Raw genomic sequence first — 2,302 nt, forward strand, 5'->3', positions numbered from 1 at the left:
GCTGCGCCATGCCTGAATTTACAGAAGAACGCGAGCGGTGATGGAACTTATGGTCTCAGCGGATACGCGATTACCAAGAGAACGTTCATGATCGTCCATGTGGACATCCATTTCGCCTTGAAGGGCGGCATTGAGGATGCTTTCCAATAACGGAGCAAAAGCACCGTCTTTGCCTAACAAGGATTTACCAAACTTAAGCTGTTCCAAAGCCTTGTTTTTGATCTCTTCAAAATTGAATTCTTTGCTCATAAAAAAAACTATGTTAGTAAAGATATTAATTTTATTCGTTACTGACACTGTTTAAATTACAGTCTCCAGCGGCTTACTAGAGAAGATTTGGTTCTTCTTCAAATTCCGTGCTAGTAAAGCTCATTGAAAGGTTGATGGATAAAGGGATATCAGCATATTAGAAATAGCAAATAAATTATCCAAGCTATATGCATCTTAAAGTACCCCGGAATAGCCATGAATAAGGTTATTGAACATAAATAAGTAGCACGGAATTTGATTAAGAACCCAAGATTTTCAAATTTCATTTCTCATATTCTCATAATACACCTGATAACAACCTATGAATCAACAACATAACAGTATGAGAAATAAGCCATAAAATGGTATTTCTCATACTATTTCCATCATTTATGCCTAAAAACGATGCATTTCTCATAGGTTTTAAATCGTTTCTCATCTTATTCTCATACTCCTTTTATCTATTTTACTCCTTTCTCATGCATTATGGCTGTATCTTTTCCCAGACTCTCGTCGAACTTTACGATTATTCCTTTTTCTTATGTCGTTTATTAAGCAACTTCCTATTGTTTACTGCTTTCCTGTGTATCATGCACCTTATATCCTTATGCTTTTCCTTAATCATTACCATTTTTTCCTACTACTATCTGTATCGTTGCACTCGAGTGAACAGATCGTTTCACTCGAGTAGACGGTTCTTTCTACTCTAGTGCACAGGCCTGTTCACTCGAGTGCAACGATACAGATGCAGGTAGGAAAATATGCGAATGTCTGCTCTATATACTTTCAATAAGCACTGATAATATATTGTAAAGCTGTGTCTAGTCTGGTATTCAACCTGGTCTTTAGTTTAGGATCTAGCTTGAGAATTTATAGCATAAATAGTCAAAATACTATGAGAAATACCTTGAAAAGGTATGAGAAATGCACTGTTTTCAGTATAAAACGCTGGTAATACTATGAGAAATGCCTTTTTTATTTTATTTCTCATAGTGTTATATTGATGATTTACAGTTGATTATTGTGCAACCTATGAGAATATGAGAAATGAAAATGAGAAATCATTTCTAGTGGCGCTGCGTCGCTGAATATCCTGTATTCTGCTGGTCATGCCCAATTAACCATTCCAATTAATCCATCCCCTTTAATAATCCCCTTTAATAATCTCCTTTTGTAATTTCCCTTTGTGGTATATCCCTAGTATTCTTTTTACATTTCGTTCTTTTTCTTGTTTTCCTTCTATATCATCTTCTTGTCTCTTTCTTCCTGTTGTCTTTTTCTCAGCTGTAATTCGACTGTAATTTTGTTATTTCTTTCTTCTGCATCTTTTTCTCTCTTGCGTTCGCCTACGCGCCCGCGTGTGATATAATAATGTGTCTCATGTGTACCGTTTCCGCCCCCAATCCACTCATGATAAAAAATATGTTCTACAACATCATTATCCTTCAGCACTTTAGCCGATTCTTTCAAAAAAACTTAGAAAAAAGAGTTTAATATATTTGGATTGTATACTAAAAGGGCGTACTTTTGCACCCGCTTTCCAAGAGAAGAAAGCCTTGCAGAATTGACATAGTGAAAAAGCGAAATTGTGCTTAAAGAAAAGAACAAAAAAACTTCCGAAAAGTTTTGGAGGATAATAAATAAAGTTCTTATCTTTGCAGTCCGATTCGCAAAGAAAACGGCCTTTGTTTTTCTTTTATACATTCTTTCCCTTTCGCATAGAGAGCCTGAGAAATGAGTAAAAAGAAAAAAATAAAAAAAACTTCCGAAAAAGTTTGGTAGTTAAAAATAAAGCCTTTACCTTTGCACCCGCTTTTAAAACGAAAGCAGCAAGTTCTTTGAAATATTGATAAACAATACAAGTAGTACAAGTAAAAAAAATAGAACCGTCAATACTTGTCCGAGAGAGTAGCGATACGATTGAGGATGATAGGTATTTGAATAAGGTCAATAAATTTACGGCATCCTGAACAGAGCAAAAAATCATCTTAACAGATGAAAAGATACTTTTACAATGAAGAGTTTGATCCTGGCTCAGGATGAACGCTAGCTA

The 2,302-nt window shown here is 35.1% G+C and carries 1 protein-coding gene and 1 pseudogene; both read right to left on the bottom strand.

Going from position 1 to position 2,302, the window contains the following annotated elements:
• Positions 1-66: 66 nt before the first annotated feature.
• Positions 67-249: pseudogene (locus ACT8YW_RS23000) on the bottom strand (IS256 family transposase); the annotation flags it as partial.
• Between the two features lie 1,239 nt (positions 250-1,488).
• A complete protein-coding gene (locus ACT8YW_RS23005) occupies positions 1,489-1,719 on the bottom strand; it encodes a hypothetical protein (RefSeq protein ID WP_211421053.1) in 231 nt (76 codons plus the stop codon).
• Between the last annotated feature and the right edge of the window lie 583 nt (positions 1,720-2,302).

Source organism: Bacteroides sp. (genome assembly GCF_052357945.1).
Taxonomy (GTDB): Bacteria; Bacteroidota; Bacteroidia; order Bacteroidales; family Bacteroidaceae; genus Bacteroides.